The organism is Streptomyces sp. KR55, assembly GCF_052245645.1.
GTDB classification, from domain to species: domain Bacteria; phylum Actinomycetota; class Actinomycetes; order Streptomycetales; family Streptomycetaceae; genus Streptomyces; species Streptomyces flavusporus.
Map to the genome: position 1 here is coordinate 22,954 of NZ_JBQQCE010000024.1, position 16,173 is coordinate 39,126.

Here is a 16,173-nt window from a genome sequence, read left to right on the forward strand (position 1 = left end):
GGCGCCGTGGGCTCCCGTTGGAGATCACATCCCGACGGGAGCATTTGCATGTCTGATGTCGTCAAGCGTCTGCGCGAGCGGCGCGAGCAGGTGTGGCAGGAGGCCAAGGCCCTGGCCGACCGCGCCGCCGAGGAGAACAGGAACTTCTCCGGCGAGGAAGAGGGCCAGTGGCAGTCCCTGAACGCCGAACTGGACGCCCTCGACAAGCGCATCAAGAACGTCCTGGACGGCGAGCAGCGCGCCAAGGACGCCGAGGACGCCATGGCAAAGCTGCGTGGCGAGCCGCGCAAGCAGGACGGGAGCAGCGGGCAGCGCGGCGGGTTCGGCTCCGAGGAGCTGCGGGCGTTCGCGCGCGGCGAGGGCGGCCGGCACTTCGACGTCCTGCCGTCGGGCCCGGTCAACTACCGTGACCTGACCAAGGGCTCGGCGACGGCGGGCGGCAACACGGTGCCCACGTCGTTCTACGAGCGGCTGATGGCGCACCTCATCGAAACGTCCGCGGTCCTCCAGACCGGGCCCACGGTGCTCAACACGAGCTCCGGCGAGCAGATTCAGATCCCGAAGACGACCGCGCACTCCTCTGCCGCGATCACGACCGAAGGCAGCCCCATCACTGAGTCGGATCCGGCGTTCGGTCAGGTTCCCCTCGGCGCGTTCAAGTACGGCACGCTCATCCAGGCATCGCGGGAGCTGACGACCGACACCGGTGTCGACCTGGAGGGCTACCTGTCCATGCAGGCTGGCCGCGCGATCGGCAACGCCTTCGGCGCGCACATGGTCACCGGCACCGGCACCGGTCAGCCGCGCGGCATCGTCACCGACGCCACTGTCGGCAAGACCGGCGCCACCGCGGGCGGCGCGATCACCTCGGACGATCTGATCGACCTGCAGTACTCGGTCATCGCGCCCTACCGGGCATCGTCCTCGTGCTTCTGGGTGGTCAAGGACGCAACCCTCGGCGCGATCCGCAAGCTGAAGGGCTCCGATGGCCAGTACATCTGGCAGCCGTCGCTCGTCGCAGGCGCGCCGGACCTGCTCCTGGGCAAGCCGATCGTCACGGACCCGAACGTCGCTGGCGTCGGCTCCAGCGCCAAGTCGGTCATCTTCGGCGACTTCTCGCAGTACTTCGTCCGCCTCGCTGGCGGCATCCGCTTCGAGCGGTCCGACGACTTCGCGTTCAGTTCGGACCTGGTCACCTTCCGGGCCCTGATGCGCGCGGACGCCGCGCTCGTCGACCTGACCGGCGCGGTGAAGGTCTTCCAGGGCGCCGCGTAACCCATCTGATCAGGCCCGGCCGCAGAGGCAGCGCTGCGGCCGGGCCGCTCCATCAAGGAGGCAGCTATGCCCGACCCGAAGGTGTTCGACGAGGACACCAACTCCTGGACACACGGCGCGGCGATCGCGAACGTCGGTGCCACCTACGACGCCACCGTGCAGGCGGCGATCAACGCGATCCTGGCTGCACTGCGCAGCGCCGGGGTCATCGCGCAGGACTGAGGCCAGCATGCGCATTCGAATGCTGGTCACCTTGTCCGGGACGCGCAACGGCCAGGACTGGCCCGCCAAGGGTGGCGCCCTCGAGGTGCCCGACGACGAAGGCGCGCAGCTGTGCGCGACCGGGATCGCCGAGCCCGTGGCCGAGATAGGCGAGACACAGAAGGCCGTGCTGCCGGAGGTGTCCGAGAGGCGCCGCGGCCGTCCCCGCAAGCCCCGCGATGCCGAGGGCAACATCATCAAGGAGTAGGCCGTGGCCAACGAGTACGCCTCCCTGGCCACAATCAAAGAGCACCTGGGCGTCGAGGCCAGCGACACCAGCCGTGACAGCCTTCTGCAGCAGGCACTCGCCGCGGCATCCCGCGGGATCGACCGGGACACCGGCCGCCGCTTCTGGCTTGACTCCTCGGCCGTTCAGCGCACGTTCAACCCGGCCGGGAAGACAGTGTGTGATACGGACGGGGAACGGCTGCTCGTCAACGACATCGGCAGCGCGGCGGGGTTGGTCGTGGAGACGGGCTCGGGCGGCTCATTCACGGCGGTCACGGACTACGAGACCGCACCAGACAATGCCTTGCTCGACGGCCGCCCGGTCACAGCGCTGCTGCGCACGTCCGGCAGCTGGGGCCATGGCACGACGCGGGTCCGCGTTACGGCCCGCTGGGGCTGGCCGGCAGTGCCCGACGAGGTGGTGCAGGCGACGCTGATTCAGGCGACGCGCCTGTACAAGCGGAAGGACAGCCCCGAGGGCATCATCGGGTCGGCTGAGTGGGGCGTGCGCAACCTGTCCCGTATCGACCCGGACGTCTACGCACTGGTCAAGCACTTCGTGCTGCCAGGCTTCGGATAGGGGGCGGCCGTGCAGATCTCCTTGGTACGCGACGCCATCGCGGCCGCGGCCCGTGTGGTCGTCCTGCCCGCCGGTATCGGGAAGCTGACGTGCACGGGCTACGTGCCCGACTCGATCGTCGCCCCGTGCTTCTTTGTCGGCGAGGTCGACGTCAACTACGACAAGACGATGGGCCGCGGCACCGACGAGCTGCTGTTCACGTGCCGTGTGCTGGCCGGCCGGGCGGACGACCGATCCGCCCAACGGATCCTGGACGCACTGCTGTCCGGGGCGGGCGCGGCCTCGTTGAAGCAGGCCATCGAGGCTGCCCGCGGCGGCCCCGGCGAGATGGCCCTGGGCGGCCTGGCCGACGACCTGCGCCTCGAACGCGTGCAGGGCTACCGCTGGTACGAGCACCAGGGGTCCAGCTTCGTTGGCGCCGAACTCGCCATCAAGGTCATCGGAAGCGGGAGCACCTGATGAAAATCCGCATCACGCAGGCGATGCCCGAGGGTGCCGTCCTGCACGACCGGCCCTGGCCCACGGAGGGTACGGAGGTCGACGACCTGCCCACCGCCGTAGCCGCCCACCTGGTGGCCTCCGGCGTTGCCGAAGAGGTCACCGAAGAGCCGCCCGCCCGCGGGCGCAAGAGCCGGGCGAAGGGAGTCGACGATGGGTAAGTCCGTCCTGACCAACGTGCGGTGCTTCGCCGTCGGTGTCGACCTCACCGGCGTCTCCAACAAGATCGAGGTGTCCTCTGAGGTCGCAGCCAAGGAGGCCACGAACTACGGCTCCAGCGGCTACAAGGAGGTCGTGGGCGGGCTCGCCTCGGCCGAGATCTCCGGCGAGGGGCAGTGGGAGGCCGGCGATTCCACCAAGGTCGATGACGCGTCCTGGGCGCAGATCGGCGGCGTGGGCCCGTGGTCGATCAGCGCCAACAACGGTGCGGCCGTGGGCGACCTGGCGTACTTCACCAGCGCGCTGCGTGCCGACTACAAGCTGCTGGGCGAGGTCGGCGAGGTCGCGCCCTGGACGTCGATGGCCAAGTCCGCGTGGCCCTTGGTGCGCGGCCAGTTCGCTCACCCGCCCGGCACCGCGCGCACGGCCTCTGGCACCGGCACCGGCCTGAACCTGGGCGCCGTCGCTGCCAATAAGCGGCTGTACGCGGCCGTGCACGTGCTGTCGGTGGCCGGCACCACGCCGTCCATCACCGCTCGCGTGGAATCCGACGACAACTCCGGGTTCACCTCGGCGACCACGCGGCTGACGTTCACCGCGGCCAACGCGGTGGGCGGGCAGATCCTGCGCACCGACGGCACCGCCATCACTGACACCTGGTGGCGAATCGCCTGGACCATCTCCGGCACCACGCCGTCGTTCCTGTTCGCCGCCACGCTCGGCATCCAGTAGCCGATCCCACTCCGCAGCCCGGCCATGTCGGGCCTGTCGCCATGCCCTGAAAGGGGGGCCTCGTCATGCCCAAGATGGTCCTGCTCGCCGAGTACCTGTCCATCAACGCCAACGTCCTGAACACCTTCACCAAGAAGGCGGAGCTGACCGTCGAGGTGGAAGAGAAGGACGTCACCAACTACGCCTCGCTGGGCTGGAAGGAAGTCGTCGGCGGCCTCAAGTCCGCTGAGCTGTCCTGCGAGTTCCTGCAGGACTTCGCCGCCACCCAGCTGGACGCCATCATGTGGCCGCTGCTGGGCACCGTCGTGCCGTTCGAGGTGCGCGCGGACCAGGCCGCGGTCGGCACGTCCAACCCGAAGTACACCGGCAGCATCCTGATCAACGGGTGGAATCCGCTCACCGGGTCGGTCGGCGACGAGGCCACCGTCAGCCTCGGTTTCCCGACCTCCGGGCAAGTCCTCCGGGCCACGGCCTGATGGCCGGAGGGCCGCCGTTCTCCCTCGGCGTCGAGACGCACTCCGGCCTCGACGCCCTCGTCCGGGCGATCCGCGCCGAGGAGGACGGCAAGGCACTGCGCAAGGACCTCGCGAAGAACATGCGCGAGGCCCTCAAGCCCGGCGCCCAGCAGGCCAAGGACTCCATCATGGCCATGGTCTCCCTGAACGGCGCGACACCGGCGCTGCGCACCTCGATCGCACGGAAGATCCGGCCTGAGGTGAAGCTCGGCGGCCGCTGGTCCGGGGCGCGCGTGAAGGCCTTCAAGACCAAGAACATCCGCAACTTCCCCAACGCGCCCAAGCGCACCAACCGTGCGAGCGGCTGGCGTCACCCGGTGTGGGGCAACCGCGAGAACTGGGTCACCCAGCGCGGAAAGCTGGAGTGGTTTGACCGCGCGTTCCAGGGCCGCGAGGGGATCTACAAGCAGGCCGTAGAGCAGGCCATGGAAGACATGGCCCGGCGCATCGCCGACCGGACCCGATAGGAGCACGCGTGTACCTGGTCTACAAGCCCGAGGGCAGTGACGAGCCGAAGCGCTGGCGGTACCAGCCGAAGAAGCTGATGTCTGCCGAGCGGGAGATGCTCGAGCGGCGCACTGACCGCAACTTCACCCAGTTCACCCAGGACGTCGTGAAGGGCAACAGCCAGTGCCGGCGCGCGCTGCTGTTCATGTACCTCAAGCGGGAGCACCCGACGATCAGGTACGAGGACGTCGACTTCGCCTGGGATGAGCTGACTCTGGAGCATTCCAAGGGTGAGCTGATCGAGATGCGGAAGAGCGTCGTCGACTCCGTGCCCGCGGCGCAGCTGGACGCCGTCCTCGCCAAGCTGGACCAGGAGATCGACGAGGCCTACGAGGACCCGGACGAAGAGGGAAAAGCGAGTCTGCCGATCGCCGGTTGAGGCGACTCGGCGACGCCGCCCACCTGCTCGGCATCAAGGGCAGGGACTGGGACACCCTCACCGTCGAAGAGACGGACGCCTACCTCGCCTGGCTGGACGCCTACATCGAGGCGCAGCAGAAGGCCAACGAGAAGCTCAAAGCGGGGCGCTGACTGCCGCCCCCTGACCACAGGGGAGCGGGATGAGCGACACCTCGCTCGTGTTCAACCTGGTCGCCCGCGACAACGCCACCGAGGAACTGGGCCGGGTCCGGGAGAAGTTCGACGCCGCGGCCGCGGGCATCGCCACCGGTGTAGCGGCCGGCCTCGGCGTGGGCGTGGCCGCGTCGCTGGACATGTCGGCGGCCAACGCCAAGCTCCAGGCGCAGCTGGGCGTCGGCCCGGCCGAGGCCGCCGAGCTGTCCAAGGTGTCCGCCGAGGTGTACGCCAACGCGTGGGGCGACTCCACCGAGACCGTGAACACCGCGATCGCGGGCGTCTACCAGAACATCGGCGACGCCTCGGAGGCCGAGGGCGGCCTGGAGGGCCTCACCACCAAGGCCCTCGCCCTGTCGCAGACGTTCAACCAGGAAGTCGGCCCGACAACCGCCGCGGTCGGCCAGCTGATCAAAACCGGTCTGGCGAAGGACGCGGACGAGGCGTTCGACATCCTCACCGCCGGGTTCCAGTCCGGCGCCAACAAGGCCGACGACTTGTTGGACACCATGAACGAGTACGGCACCCAGTTCCGCAAGTTCGGACTGGACGGGCAGACGGCAACTGGCCTGCTCAGCCAGGGACTCAAGGCAGGTGCCCGCGACGCGGACATCGTCGCCGACAGCATCAAAGAGTTCAGCATCAGGGCCATCGACGGCTCGGAGTCCACCAAGGCCGGCTTCGAGGCGATCGGCCTGTCCGCCGGCGACATGGCGGCGAAAATCGGCAAGGGCGGCGACTCGGCGACCGAGGCCCTTGACCTGACGCTCGACAGGCTGCGGGCGATCAAAGACCCCGTCGAGCGGGAGGCCGCGGCGGTCGCCCTGTTCGGCACCCAGGCGGAGGACCTGGGCGAAGCCCTCTACGCGCTGGACCCGTCCAACGCGGTGGCAGCACTGGGTGAGGTCGGCGGCGCCGCCGACAAGATGGCCAAGACCGTCGGCGACAGCCCAGCGGCCGCCCTGGAGTCCTTCAAGCGGGAGGCCGTGCAGAAGCTGGGTGAAGTCGCGGGCACGTTCATCCAGTTCGCCACCGACAACTCCGGGGTGTTCGAGCCGCTCGCCTACACCCTCGCCGGGATCGCGGGCTCGGTCCTCGCCATCAAGGCGGGGATGATCGTGTGGACCGCGGCCCAGACGGCGTGGACCGCCGCCACGACCATCGCCACCGGCGCGCAGTGGCTGTGGAACGCGGCCCTCGCAGCGAACCCCATGGTGTGGGTCATCCTCGCCATCGGCGCCCTGATCGCCATCATCATTGTGATCGCCACCAAGACCGAGTGGTTCCAACAGCTGTGGTCGGCGATCTGGGGCGGCATCACCTCATTCACCAGCGACGCAGTGGGCTGGATCTCGGATGCACTCGGCTGGTTCTCCGGCCTGGGCGATACCTTCGCCGGCTGGTGGGGGTCCGCCAAGGAGTGGGCCATCACCAAGATGACGCAGCTGGTCAACTGGGTCACCGGCCTGCCCGGGCGCATCTGGGGCGCCATCTCCGGACTGGCCGCCCTCCTGCGGGACACCGCCTCCGACGCGTTCCAATCCCTGAAGGACGCCGCCGTCAACCGGGCCATGTCCCTGGTGAACTGGATGACCGGCCTGCCTGGACGCCTGGTCGGCGCACTCAGCGGACAGGCGTACCGCTTCTACAACATGGGCCTGGACTTCGTGACCGGCCTGTGGGACGGCATCTCTTCGGCCGGCGGCTGGCTGTGGGATCAGGTGTCCAACTTCGCCAGCAACTACATCGTGGAACCGGTGAAGGACTTCCTGCACATCGGCTCCCCGTCGAAGCTCGCCGCCGACGAGATCGGGCGCTGGTTCCCTGCCGGTATCGCCATGGGCGTAAAGGACAACGCGGGTGTCGTCGACGACGCTGTGCGCGACCTGGTCGACCCGGCCGCCTACCGGCCCGGCCCGGTCAGCACGGGCCTGGCCCCGGCCGTGGGCGCCGCCTCCAGCCTCGGCGGGGCGCGCCGTGAGATGCGCGTGCTGTTCGAGTTCGTTGGCGGGTCCCGGGCCTTCCGGGAGTTCTTCCAGGAGTCCGTCCGCACCGATGCGGGCGGCAGCGTGATCAAGTTCGCGGAGGGGTGACGTGCCGAACCTGCCCCCTCCGGTGTGGGCCGAGCTGTTCTACAGCGGCGCCTGGAACACCATCACCGACGATGTCCGGGTGACGACGTCGGCCATCAAGATCGCCAGAGGCCTCACGTCCGAGTCGTCGTCCGAGGCCGGGCCGACGTCGTGCGAGTGCGACCTGGACAGCCGTGACTACAAGTACGCGCCTCGGGCTCCGCAGTCCGAGCTGTTCGGCAAGATCGGCCGAAACACCGGCTTCCGGCTCGGCTACACGGTCGGCTCGCCGTGGGCGGAGCTCAGCGGGAACATCGCCACCAACGATTCCATCGAGACGCCCGACAACGCCGCGCTGGATGTCACCGGCGATTTCGACCTGCGCCTCGACGTGGCCCTGGACGACTGGTCCCACAGCCAGATGCTGGCCGTCCGCTACAGCACCACGGGCGACAACCGCTGCTGGGCCCTGGAAATCCTCGACGGCCTGCTGACGTTCATCTGGTCCCCCGACGGCACGCTGGCCTCCCGGCGCGACGTGGCCGCCACGGAGGTACTGAAGGCCTACAACGGCCAGCGGCTCGCCGTCCGGGTCACGCTCGACGTCAACAACGGTGCCGGCGGCCACGAGATCCGCTTCTACACCGGCCGCACCGTCAACGACGAGGAATGGAACCTGTTGGGCGCCCCCATCGTCGGGACCGGCACCAGCGGAGTGTTCGGCGGCACGGCCCCACTGGAGATCGGCGCCGGAACCTCGTTCAACTCCACCCCGGCCGGCGGCGTCCTGGACCGCATGGCGGGCAAGGCCTACGCGCTGAAGCTGCTCAACGGCATCACCGGCACCGTGGCCGTGGCTATGGCCGTCTCGGCGGCCACCCCCGGCGGCACGTCCTTCACCGACTCCACCGGTCTCGTGTGGACGAAGCAGGGCAGCGCCGTCTTCACCAACAAGCACACCCGCATGGCCGGGGAGGTGCCCGCCTGGCCGCCCACCCGGGACCTGTCGGGCAACGACAACTACGTCAGCATCAACCCCACGGGCGTGACGCGCCGTATGGACGCGGGGAACAAGCCGCAGGACTCCGCCCTGCTGCGCTACATCAAGGTCAACAACCCGGTCGAGTGCTGGCCCCTGACGGATGGACCCACTTCTACGGGAGCACGGTCTTTGGTGGGCGGCTCCGACATGATCCAGGAAATCCTGATCGGCACAGACACGGCCGCCGAGTGGTCCGGTGGACGGCTTGCCGACTGGATCGAGCCCACCCTGTCAGTAAAGGCGAACACCACCGGAGACCTCAGGGGGGCTTGCCGACGCACCTCCGGAACCGACGCCTTCTGGTCTGTGGACCTGTTCCTGTCCGGAGGGGGCACGCCTTCCTCGGGACAGGTCACGATCTATGACCGTGGTGCCGGTACGGACGACGACAACCGGGTCTCCATCCAGATCATCTTCACCGGCAGCCTCGACCGCCTGACAGTGATTCGCCAGTCAGAAGGAAACGATTCCTCCAGCTCGGCCCTTCTCTCCAACGTCGACAACGTCGGCATCTACAACGAAGACCCTCACCACATCCGCCTGTCCATCGACCCGCAGGCGTCCAGCACCCTCTGGTACCTCTACGTCGACGGTACGTTGCGCGCCAACGGGACGATCACCAGCATCGTCATGAAGTCCGTGCGGACCATCCTGCTCGGATGGGGCTTTGCCACGATCCCCAACACCACGATGACCGACCGGTCCTTCGGTTTCATCACCTACTGGGACGGCAATGGCCCCTCCGCCGCGGACATCTACGACGCGTACACCGGCTTCCGAGGCGAGAAGGCCGGGACCCGGATCGAGCGGCTGGCCACGGAGAGCGGCTACACGGCATCCGTGGCCGGAGAGACCGAATACCAGCGGCCCATGGGCATCCAGGGACAGAAGAAGCTGCTGGAGCTCATGAACGAGGCGTCCGCCACGAACTTCGGCTACCTGCTCGACCGCCGGGACGCCACTGAGGTGATCCACCGCGGGCAGTCAACGCTGTGGAACCAACCGCCCGCGCTCACGCTGGATTTCTCGGCTGGTCTGATCTCGCCGCCGTTCAAGCCGGTCGACGACGACAAGCTGACCGAGAACGACGTCAGCGTGAAGCGGGAGTACGGCTCGGTCCCGGCCCGACAGGTGCTCGAGGAAGGAGACCTGTCCGTCCTGGACCCCGAGCAGGGCGGCGTGGGCCGCTACGACCGGGCCTACACCTACAGCCTGGAGACGGACGCACAGGCCGACCAGGTGGCCCACATGCGGCTGCACCTGGGCACCTACAACGGCGTCCGGTACACGCGGATCACCCTGAACCTGGCCAACTCGCGGGTCTTCGCCCTGATCGACGACATCCTGCGCGTCGACGTCGGCGACAAGCTGCGGCTGACGAACGTGCCGGAGGACCACGGCCCGGACGACGTGGATGTCCTGGTGGCCGGCTACTCGGAGGAAGCCGGCCCCGACGCCTGGCTGATCACGTTCAACTGCGTGCCCGGCGAGCCGTGGACCGCGGGCGTGGTCGGCAACGACATCTACGGACATGTGGACACCGACGGCAGCCAGCTCGCCGCGGCCGTGGACGCCACCAGCACGGTCCTGTCCGTGGCGGTGACGGACGGGCCGCTGTGGACAGCGGACCCCACCGACGTGCCGTGGGACATCCGGGTCGGCGGCGAGGTCATGACCGTGCAGGCGGTCGGCCAGATCCTCAACGCGAACTCCAGTTTCGACACCAACGTCTCCGGCTGGAGCGCATTCGGTGGCGGCACGCTGGCCTGGGCAATGTCCTCCATCCGCCAGTCGGGGGCCGCGGTACTGACCACCGGGGCGGCAGCACAGCCGCGCTTTGAGGCAACCGCGGTCACGGGGATCACGTCCGGTGCGCAGTACCGGGCCACGGGGTGGATCTTCGCCGGGTCGGCACTGCCCGCCGGGGTCGGCATCAACGTCAACTGGTACGACAGCGGCGGCACCTACCTGTCGACGTCGTCCAACCAGCGCGTGCCCGCCGTCGGAGTTTGGGACGTGTGGGACGCCGTGTTCACCGCTCCTGCGAGTGCTGCACGGGCCGGAATCCTGCTGGGCTGCACCGGGACACCAGGGGCCGGAATCCAGGTGTGGGGGGATGACATCAAGCTCATCCCGCTCACCTCGTACAGCAGCAGCCCGCAGACGTTGACCGTCGTCCGCTCGGTCAACGGCATCGTCAAGGCCCAACCGTCCGGCCAGGACGTCCGCCTGGCCAATCCCGTCTACGTGGCGATGTGAGGAGGCAGCCATGCTGTGGCTCGCAGGCATGCGGATAACGGCCGACCGGCTGAACGACAACTCCCTGGACGCGTCGACCTCGTCCGGGCTGGTGGCCGGCACCGACTGGACCGTGAACTCGTTTTCGGGGCGGAAGGTCAACGGCATCACCACCGTGCACATCTATCTGATGTACACGGGAACCACGGTGGCCGTGGCATACAACGCCAACCTTTCCGACCGGACCATCGCCACCCTGCCGTCCGGCTGGCGGCCACCCGAGACCATCAACGCACTGGCCGGTGACGGCACAACGATGGGCGAAGTCACTATCGGAACGACCGGGATCGTAAGCCTCCGGGCGATGGGCGGGGACCTCGCCAACGGCCGCAACTTCCGCATCACGGCGGAGTGGATCAGCGAGAACAGCTAAGGAGAGAGAGCAGATGCCCCTCGGTGCCCCTCAAGGTCCCACGCAGAGCCAGTGGACGATCGCTGCGGCGAGCATCGCACTGGTCGGCGAGTACCCGGTCGCCTTCAACATCGCAGCGATGGCCGACAACCCGGACGCCCCCGGCGTAGCCGAGACCGTGCAGAAGTTCGTCGACCTCATCGCAGCCTCGTCGGACTTCAAGGTGAACATCGCGACCCGCACGTACTCGTACTCGGAGCGGATGACGCCGACCGCCTGACCTTCGCCCACCCCCACGCCCCGCGCCGCCGGCCGGGGCTTTCTCTATGCCCTGGAGATCCCATGGACACCACAGGACGCCACCCCAGCACCGTGCAGGCCGTGCGCGGTCTGGCCTACGACCATCTCCCGCACCGGCTGCAGGTGGTCAGCCGCCCGTTCCACGACCTGGTCGCCGAGATGCTGCGCATGCTCCCCGACGACCCCGAACTGACAGCAGCGATCCGAAAGATCCGTGAGGCGAAGGACTGCTGCGTCCTGCTCGCCGCCCTCGACGACACCGCTGCAGAGGAGACCCGCTGATGGCCACACCACTGTCCGCGTCCAAGTTCCTCGCCGCGCTCAAGGCCGAGGGCGTCAAGGTCGTCGAGGTCGGCGACTGGGAAACCCATAACCGCAACAGCCGCGGCCCGTGGGGCCCGGTCCACGGCGTGATGATCCACCACACCGTCACCCAGGGCACCGCCCGCACGGTCGAGATCTGCCGCAAGGGCTACGCCGAACTGCCTGGACCGCTGTGCCATGGGGTCATCGCCAAGGACGGCACCGTGCACCTGGTCGGCTACGGCCGCGCCAACCACGCCGGCCTCGGCGACGACGACGTGCTCAAGGCGGTCATCGCTGAGAAGGCGCTGCCCGCGGACAACGAGGCGAACACCGACGGGAACCGGCACTTCTACGGCTTCGAGTGCGAGAACCTCGGCGACGGCAAGGACCCCTGGCCGGCCGTGCAGGTCGAGGCCATCGTGCGCGCGGCGGCGGCGATCTGCCGCGCTCATGGCTGGGGCAAGGGCGGCGACACCAGCGTCATCGGCCACAGCGAGTGGCAGCCCGGCAAGGTCGACCCGCGCGGCCCCGGCGTCTCCATGCCGGACATCCGCAAGCGCGTCGCCGAGCGGCTCAAGCACGCGTCCAGCTGGTCGCCAGCCACCGCGAAGCCTCCGGCGCCCAAGCCGCCGGCCTCGAAGCCGCCCACCGTCGAAGAGCGGCTGACTGCTCTGGAGAAGCGCGTCACCGCGCTGGAGAAGGGAGCCTGACCATGTCCAAGGAATCCACCAAGCGCACCGCGCGTACCGTCCTGCAGACCGGCCTCGGCGTCGCCGTGATGCTGCCTGCCATCGTCGACGCATCCGGTGTGCCGGAGGCGCTGCCGTGGGTCGCGGGCACACTCGCCGTCGCGGGCGGGTTCGCGCGGGTGATGGCACTGCCGGGTGTGCAGCGGTTGCTGCCCAGCTGGCTGCGCACGGACGACGAGGCGGCCAGATGAACCTGCTCATCTACCTCGGCAGCGGCGCGGCCGCGCTCGTTGCCCTTGGCGCGCTGGCCCGCGGGGCGTGGCGGGTGAACCGCCGCGTCGTCACCATCGTCGACGCCGTCCAGGAGCTGTCACCGAACAGCGGTCACTCCATCAAGGATCAAGTGTCCAGCACGGCGCAGGACGTGGCGGAGATGAAGGAGAGCATCACCGACCTGACGCGCCGCTTCGACGCCCACCTCGACGACCACGACCGCATCAAGTTCTGAACCATTCGCCCTCTGCACGGCCCCAACGCGGGCCGTGCAGGGGGCGCTTCGTCATGCCCGGTCAGTGCAGCGCCTCGATGGCCTTCAGGATCAGGGCGCGCGCCTCCGCCCCATACACGGCCATGCCGCGCAGCTGCTCGAACGCCTTCAGGTACAGGGCGACCTCGGAAGGCTGCGTGACGCGCACCCGGGCAGACATCAGCTCCACGGACACCAGCTGGTCGTCGTAGACGTGGAACAGCTCCTGCGGCCAAAGGCCCCGCTGCACCGAGTTGGGGATGATGCCGAGGCTCACCGAGGGCAGCGCGCCAGCGGTGAGGAGGTAGCCGAGTTGCGCGGCCATCGCGTCGGCGTCGCCCAACTGGTAGTGCAGGACGCTCTCTTCGATCACCATCACGAAACGGTGGCCCAGCTCGTGCACCATCTTCGAGCGCTCGATGCGCGCGGCTGCGGCCTGGTCGGCGTCGTTCGGGATGTCCATCAGTTCGGCCACGCCGGACAGCACGCCGCGCGCGTACCCCTCGGTCTGGAGCAGGCCGGGGACGAGGGTGGGCGAGTAGATCCGGAACAGCTCGGTGCTGCGGTACAGGTCCAGGTAGCTGTTCTGGAGTCGCTTCAGGCCGGCGCGGACCGTGCGCCGCCACTCCATGTAGGCCGACTCGGCGTCCCGGGACTGGGCGATGATGTCCTCGGCCTGGTCCTCGGCGCCGCACGCGCGGCTCCACCGTCGGATGTCGTCCGGGGTGGGGGGTGTACGTGCGTTCTCGATGCGGGAGGTCTTGGGGTGCGTCCAGCCGCAGCGTACGGCCAGCTCAGTCCCGGTAAGGCCCGCGTCGGCCCGCAGGTCTCGTAGGCGGCGCGCGACCCGTTCACGCGCGGCCTGGGCCGAGGAGGACGGGGAGTTGGGCATGAGCTGGCCGTACACCTTCCGCGCTAGCTGATCTTGTACTCGTCGTGGGGGATCGCCCTCGCCCACACTGCTTCGAAGGCATCGGCGCACAGCTTCGCCGCGGCTGGGTCCTCGCTGATCTCCCCGCCCCCAGAGGCGCCGTCCCCAGTGAAGTGGTTCCACCGGATCAGCCGGCCATCGATCAGCCAGAAGTCGTTGCCGGGTAGCGCGATGTCCGAGGCGCGTCGGCGTGGCAGCCACCGCACCTGCTCGCCAGCGGCGACGTTGACGACGGTTCCGGCGTGCTCGTACCGGATGTAGTCGCTCACTGGCTCGGACACGATGCGGGCCCGGCGTACGCCGACGCCGCGCGCCACAGTGCGACGGATGAGTTGCGTCCACGGGGCCCAGTACGGCGACTCGGGGTCGTCGTCGACTTCCCCGGTCTCTTTCCAGCGGGCGAGCTTGTCCGCTTCGCTGGCCACGCCGTAGGCGTCGCGCATCTCAAGGTGGACGGCGGACCGCTGTGCGCCGTCCAGGAGTTCAGCGAAGCTCGGTACGTTCGACGGCATCGCACGCCTCCCTGATCATGTGCGCCATACGGGCCGGGATGCGGACTACTGCCTCGTGCGCAGGGATCCCTTGCGCGTGGCCAGGGACCTCGAACGCGGCAACTTCCGCCTCCAGTTCGGGGCTCGGCTTCCATCCCTGGAAGACGATTTCTTGCTTCTCCTCGTCGACCCACACTGTGGGGCTCTCGCCCTGCCCGGTGTTGGGGTCGATGCCGACGAACCGTAGTGCCATGGCTTGCTCCGTCGCTGTCGGTGTTCACGGATGTACATCACCGTCAGACAGCAGAGGTAGCGGGTCAAGAGTGCGAAGTCGCCAACGGTTCCGAGCCGCAGATTCACGTGAACATCGATGAACATTGCTGGAGGTGTATCACGTCACATTCCTAGCGTCGGGAGGACAACGAAACCCCGGCGAGGCTGTCACCTCCCGGGGCGCTGGCCGGACGCTGTGAGGAGCGCCGACATGCAACAGACTACGCAGACCGCAGACCCTGCAAACGCCTCCGTCGGATACGGCTGGTGCGCCTGGCACCAGGGCAACGCGCGTGGCGTACGCCTCATCAGCGTTATCGAACAGGGCTCGGGGCCCGGTACTGCCGGCAATCACTTCGCGTGCGGGCCATGCCGCCAGGCGTACGACCTCGTGCCACTCGCCGACCGGCCGTGACCGCGCTTCCGTCCGCCCTCGACCTGACACGCGCGCAGTACTCCGGCTGGGCCTGCTGCTGGTGCGGCAGACGCCTCACCGAGGGTGGCGTCAGCGCTGGTATCGCGCGCGGCCGCTCCGGCGCCCACGTACTCGACATCGAGGTGTACGCCTGCCTGCCCGGCGTCGGCTGCGGGCCGCTGCACAACCGGACAGGAAAGAGCTGATGGACCGAGAGCACAGCGACCCCGCCGCTCGCGCTGCGCAGTCCGCCGGCCGCGCGGCTGGCTACTGCTGGCTGGAGCATCCCGGCGGGCACGCGCACTGCACCAGGCCGCCACACAGAGACCGGCGGCACGTCGACCACTACACAGGTCGCACCTCGCCTACAGCCACCTCAGGTGTCGAGTGGACGGCGTAGAGCGGCGCTGAAGACCCCCGGCGCCAGCATCCACTGGCGCCGGGAAGGGCGGCCGCGACGGCGAGCAGGAACTGCGGCCGCCCTGCCGACGCCCCCGTTCCTCGGGGGTACGGCCCCGGCTGGGACCCCCGACCCGGCTGGGGCCGATCAGCGCACGAGATCGGCCAGGGGAACGTCGAGGGCATCGGCGAGCAAGAGCAGGTCCTCCAGGTTGGGGATGCTCGTCGCGTACTCCCACCGGTGGATCGTGCGGTGGTCGCGGCCGATGCGCTCGGCGAGCGCGGCCTGGGTGAGGTTGGCGTTCATGCGGGCTGCGCGGATGCGGGCACCGATCTCCCTGCGGCGGGCGGTTGCCCAGGCGGGCAGAGGATCGAGTGGCACCCGCTCACGTTGTAACGATCTTGCCTCGGTGTCTTTGCCTGACCAGGCAAAATGTGTGATCTTGAGGGTGGGCGGGGACTAAAACGGAACACCCCCCTCCGCAAACGGGGCCGCGGTAGGCGCGACCGCGCGAGGTGCGCCGTCCCGTCCAGACGGCGGGGCCTCGGCCTCAGAGCCGCCCCCAGCCTCCGGGCTGGGGGCGGTGCCATGCTCACGGCGAATAGTCTCGGTCAAATTCGCCAGAAGATAGACCAAGCGCCTTTCCCTAGATTGCTCCGGGGCGACCTGCAAAGACGCAGGTAAGCACATCGCTAAACCTCGCACAGCTTCTAAGCGCTTGGCCGCAGGTTCGAGTCCTGCCGGGGGCGC

At 68.7% G+C, this 16,173-nt stretch carries 24 protein-coding genes and 1 pseudogene; 21 read left to right on the top strand and 4 right to left on the bottom strand.

Annotated elements, in window-relative coordinates:
- Window positions 1-48: 48 nt before the first annotated feature.
- From ACTWQJ_RS05860 to ACTWQJ_RS05950, 19 genes and pseudogenes are all read left to right on the top strand, one after another.
- Window positions 49-1,275, top strand: coding sequence for a phage major capsid protein (locus ACTWQJ_RS05860; RefSeq protein WP_443305540.1), 1,227 nt, complete (start codon window positions 49-51; stop codon window positions 1,273-1,275).
- 66 nt (window positions 1,276-1,341) lie between these two features.
- Window positions 1,342-1,497, top strand: a complete 156-nt coding sequence (locus ACTWQJ_RS05865; RefSeq protein WP_443305541.1) for a hypothetical protein — start codon at window positions 1,342-1,344, stop codon at window positions 1,495-1,497.
- A 7-nt stretch (window positions 1,498-1,504) separates the two neighbouring features.
- Complete coding sequence (locus ACTWQJ_RS05870; RefSeq protein ID WP_443305542.1) at window positions 1,505-1,744, top strand: hypothetical protein; 240 nt, start codon at window positions 1,505-1,507, stop codon at window positions 1,742-1,744.
- 3 nt (window positions 1,745-1,747) lie between these two features.
- Complete coding sequence (locus ACTWQJ_RS05875; RefSeq protein WP_443305543.1) at window positions 1,748-2,344, top strand: head-tail connector protein; 597 nt, start codon at window positions 1,748-1,750, stop codon at window positions 2,342-2,344.
- Between the two features lie 9 nt (window positions 2,345-2,353).
- Complete coding sequence (locus tag ACTWQJ_RS05880) at window positions 2,354-2,803, top strand: hypothetical protein (RefSeq protein ID WP_443305544.1); 450 nt, start codon at window positions 2,354-2,356, stop codon at window positions 2,801-2,803.
- Window positions 2,803-3,003, top strand: coding sequence for a hypothetical protein (locus ACTWQJ_RS05885; protein WP_443305545.1), 201 nt, complete (start codon window positions 2,803-2,805; stop codon window positions 3,001-3,003). The genes ACTWQJ_RS05880 and ACTWQJ_RS05885 overlap by 1 nt, the downstream gene beginning before the upstream one ends.
- Window positions 2,996-3,733, top strand: a complete 738-nt coding sequence (locus ACTWQJ_RS05890; RefSeq protein WP_443305546.1) for a hypothetical protein — start codon at window positions 2,996-2,998, stop codon at window positions 3,731-3,733. Before ACTWQJ_RS05885 ends, ACTWQJ_RS05890 begins: the two co-directional genes overlap by 8 nt.
- 65 nt (window positions 3,734-3,798) lie before the next feature.
- The gene (locus ACTWQJ_RS05895) at window positions 3,799-4,209 is read left to right on the top strand and encodes a phage tail tube protein (protein ID WP_443305547.1); all 411 of its coding nucleotides are present in this window, start codon (window positions 3,799-3,801) and stop codon (window positions 4,207-4,209) included.
- Entirely contained in the window at window positions 4,209-4,715 is a 507-nt protein-coding gene (locus ACTWQJ_RS05900) for a hypothetical protein (RefSeq protein WP_443305548.1), read from the top strand. The genes ACTWQJ_RS05895 and ACTWQJ_RS05900 overlap by 1 nt, the downstream gene beginning before the upstream one ends.
- Window positions 4,716-4,723: 8 nt before the next feature.
- Window positions 4,724-5,134 (top strand): hypothetical protein, encoded by a 411-nt coding sequence (locus ACTWQJ_RS05905; RefSeq protein ID WP_443305549.1) that lies wholly within the window; start codon window positions 4,724-4,726, stop codon window positions 5,132-5,134.
- Window positions 5,131-5,286: a hypothetical protein gene (locus ACTWQJ_RS05910; protein ID WP_443305550.1), complete on the top strand. Its 156-nt coding sequence runs from the start codon at window positions 5,131-5,133 to the stop codon at window positions 5,284-5,286. Before ACTWQJ_RS05905 ends, ACTWQJ_RS05910 begins: the two co-directional genes overlap by 4 nt.
- A gap of 29 nt (window positions 5,287-5,315) precedes the next feature.
- Complete coding sequence (locus ACTWQJ_RS05915) at window positions 5,316-7,421, top strand: phage tail tape measure protein (protein ID WP_443305551.1); 2,106 nt, start codon at window positions 5,316-5,318, stop codon at window positions 7,419-7,421.
- A gap of 1 nt (window position 7,422) precedes the next feature.
- A complete protein-coding gene (locus ACTWQJ_RS05920; RefSeq protein ID WP_443305552.1) occupies window positions 7,423-10,701 on the top strand; it encodes a hypothetical protein in 3,279 nt (1,092 codons plus the stop codon).
- A gap of 10 nt (window positions 10,702-10,711) precedes the next feature.
- Entirely contained in the window at window positions 10,712-11,113 is a 402-nt protein-coding gene (locus ACTWQJ_RS05925) for a hypothetical protein (RefSeq protein WP_443305553.1), read from the top strand.
- A 13-nt stretch (window positions 11,114-11,126) separates the two neighbouring features.
- Entirely contained in the window at window positions 11,127-11,372 is a 246-nt protein-coding gene (locus ACTWQJ_RS05930; RefSeq protein ID WP_443305554.1) for a hypothetical protein, read from the top strand.
- A 62-nt stretch (window positions 11,373-11,434) separates the two neighbouring features.
- Window positions 11,435-11,674: a hypothetical protein gene (locus ACTWQJ_RS05935; protein WP_443305556.1), complete on the top strand. Its 240-nt coding sequence runs from the start codon at window positions 11,435-11,437 to the stop codon at window positions 11,672-11,674.
- A pseudogene (locus ACTWQJ_RS05940) lies at window positions 11,674-12,276 on the top strand (N-acetylmuramoyl-L-alanine amidase); the annotation flags it as partial. The gene ACTWQJ_RS05935 and the pseudogene ACTWQJ_RS05940, both read left to right, overlap by 1 nt.
- Window positions 12,277-12,410: 134 nt before the next feature.
- On the top strand, window positions 12,411-12,638 hold the full coding sequence (locus ACTWQJ_RS05945; RefSeq protein ID WP_443305557.1) for a hypothetical protein: 228 nt from the start codon (window positions 12,411-12,413) through the stop codon (window positions 12,636-12,638).
- On the top strand, window positions 12,635-12,895 hold the full coding sequence (locus ACTWQJ_RS05950) for a hypothetical protein (protein ID WP_443305558.1): 261 nt from the start codon (window positions 12,635-12,637) through the stop codon (window positions 12,893-12,895). The genes ACTWQJ_RS05945 and ACTWQJ_RS05950 overlap by 4 nt, the downstream gene beginning before the upstream one ends.
- Window positions 12,896-12,956: 61 nt before the next feature.
- Here the strand turns inward: ACTWQJ_RS05950 and ACTWQJ_RS05955 are convergent, their stop codons facing one another.
- Genes ACTWQJ_RS05955 through ACTWQJ_RS05965 form a run of 3 tightly spaced genes read right to left on the bottom strand, consistent with a single transcriptional unit; the run spans window position 12,957 to window position 14,588 of the window.
- Window positions 12,957-13,805, bottom strand: coding sequence for a helix-turn-helix domain-containing protein (locus tag ACTWQJ_RS05955; protein ID WP_443305559.1), 849 nt, complete (start codon window positions 13,803-13,805; stop codon window positions 12,957-12,959).
- Between the two features lie 23 nt (window positions 13,806-13,828).
- Window positions 13,829-14,356: a DUF6879 family protein gene (locus ACTWQJ_RS05960; protein WP_443305560.1), complete on the bottom strand. Its 528-nt coding sequence runs from the start codon at window positions 14,354-14,356 to the stop codon at window positions 13,829-13,831.
- Window positions 14,328-14,588 carry a hypothetical protein gene (locus ACTWQJ_RS05965; RefSeq protein ID WP_443305561.1) on the bottom strand — a complete coding sequence of 87 codons (261 nt, stop codon included), beginning with the start codon at window positions 14,586-14,588 and terminating at the stop codon, window positions 14,328-14,330. Before ACTWQJ_RS05965 ends, ACTWQJ_RS05960 begins: the two co-directional genes overlap by 29 nt.
- A 231-nt stretch (window positions 14,589-14,819) precedes the next feature.
- On the opposite strand from ACTWQJ_RS05965, the gene ACTWQJ_RS05970 reads away from it, so the two are divergent.
- Window positions 14,820-15,023 (top strand): hypothetical protein, encoded by a 204-nt coding sequence (locus ACTWQJ_RS05970; protein ID WP_443305562.1) that lies wholly within the window; start codon window positions 14,820-14,822, stop codon window positions 15,021-15,023.
- On the top strand, window positions 15,020-15,229 hold the full coding sequence (locus tag ACTWQJ_RS05975; protein WP_443305563.1) for a hypothetical protein: 210 nt from the start codon (window positions 15,020-15,022) through the stop codon (window positions 15,227-15,229). The genes ACTWQJ_RS05970 and ACTWQJ_RS05975 overlap by 4 nt, the downstream gene beginning before the upstream one ends.
- Window positions 15,230-15,570: 341 nt before the next feature.
- Here ACTWQJ_RS05975 and ACTWQJ_RS05980 read toward each other — a convergent pair whose 3' ends face one another.
- A complete protein-coding gene (locus tag ACTWQJ_RS05980; RefSeq protein WP_443305564.1) occupies window positions 15,571-15,804 on the bottom strand; it encodes a helix-turn-helix transcriptional regulator in 234 nt (77 codons plus the stop codon).
- Window positions 15,805-16,173 lie beyond the last annotated feature (369 nt).